Raw genomic sequence first — 1,441 nt, forward strand, 5'->3', positions numbered from 1 at the left:
GCCGAAGGTGTCGACGGCGGTCTGGATCAGGCGGCGCGCGCCCTCCCAGTCGGAGATGTCGTCGCCGTTCACGATGGCCTCGCCGCCGAGGGCCTTGATCTCCTCGACGACCTGCGAGGCCGGGGAGTCGGGGCTCGGGGCGCCGTCGAGCTCGGCGCCGAGGTCGTTCACGACCACCTTCGCGCCGGCGGCGGCGAAGGCGAGGGCGTGGGCACGGCCGATGCCACGACCGGCGCCGGTCACGATGACGACGCGGCCGTCGCAGATCTTGTTGTCGGTCATATCGATTACCTCTTCGTGTTCGATCGGTCTAGTGACCCGAGACGGCGGGGACGTCTGCGGTGGATGCTTCGAGGAAGGCGGGCTTCTCGCCGCCGCCGTGCACGAGTAGCGCGCTGCCGGTGACATACGCGGCCAGGGGCGAGGCCAGGAACGCGGCGGTGCGACCGATGTCCTCGGGCGTCGCCATGCGCTGCATGGGAACCGTTCGGCTCACCGAGGCGATGCCCTCCTCGTCGCCGTAGTGCAGGTGCGAGGACTCGGTGTTGACCAGGCCGCAGATGACGGAGTTCATCCGGACCTTCGGAGCCCACTCCACCGCGAGCGACGAAACCAGGCTGTCCACGCCGGCTTTGGCCGCACCGTAGGCCGCGGTGCCCGGCGAGGGCCGATGCCCGGAGACGCTGGAGATCATCACGATCGATCCACCCGTCTCCTGCTTCTGCATCACCTCGTTGGCCACCTGCGAAACCAGTAGTGGCGCCAGCAGATTCAGCTGCACGATCTTGGCGTGGAAGTTGGCACTGGCGTCGGCGGCCAGGGCGAAGGGCGCGCCACCGGCATTGTTCACCACGGTGTCGAGCCGACCGTACTTCGCGACGATGGCCTCGATCAGCCCGCGCACCGAGTCGGGGTCGCGCACATCGCAGGGCAGGAAGTCGATGCCGCGGCCATTGCTCTCGACGGGGGTGTCGCCGGGCCGTCGCGCACAGGCCACCACGGTCGCGCCCGCGTCCAGGAAGACCCGGCTGATGCCGGCGCCGACACCGCGCACGCCGCCGGTGACCAAGACGACCGAGCCGGACAGGTTTACTTCGATTCCCACCGTGATAACCTACCAAGCACTTGCTTGTTTTGCCAACGATGGGACATTCGATGGGGATCAACCGTCACACCGAAACCGAGGGCGTCGAAGTCGTCACTGTCGACTACCCGCCGGTCAACGCGCTGCCTTCCGACGGCTGGTTCGCCCTGGCCGACGCCGTCACCCAGGCCGGCCGCAACCCGGAGACCCGGGTCGTCGTGCTGCGCGCCGAGGGCCGCGGCTTCAACGCGGGCGTGGATATCAAGGAGATGAACGCGGACATCAGCTCGTCATCGGCGACCGCAAGACCGGCAAGACCGCGGTCTGCATCGACGCCATCATCAACAAGAAGGCCAA

3 protein-coding genes are annotated in these 1,441 nt (G+C 68.0%); 1 reads left to right on the plus strand and 2 read right to left on the minus strand.

Going from position 1 to position 1,441, the window contains the following annotated elements:
• Positions 1-282, minus strand: a 282-nt coding sequence (locus tag ABZ909_RS43635; RefSeq protein ID WP_357012393.1) for an SDR family NAD(P)-dependent oxidoreductase, incomplete at its 3' end; no start/stop codon positions are given.
• 28 nt (positions 283-310) lie between these two features.
• Positions 311-1,099: an SDR family oxidoreductase gene (locus ABZ909_RS43640; RefSeq protein ID WP_354831648.1), complete on the minus strand. Its 789-nt coding sequence runs from the start codon at positions 1,097-1,099 to the stop codon at positions 311-313.
• A gap of 56 nt (positions 1,100-1,155) precedes the next feature.
• Here ABZ909_RS43640 and ABZ909_RS43645 point away from each other — a divergent pair.
• A partial coding sequence (locus ABZ909_RS43645; RefSeq protein ID WP_357012396.1) for an enoyl-CoA hydratase-related protein occupies positions 1,156-1,441 on the plus strand: 286 nt, incomplete at its 3' end.

It is taken from the genome of Nocardia sp. NPDC046763 (genome assembly GCF_040645495.1).
GTDB lineage: Bacteria > Actinomycetota > Actinomycetes > Mycobacteriales > Mycobacteriaceae > Nocardia.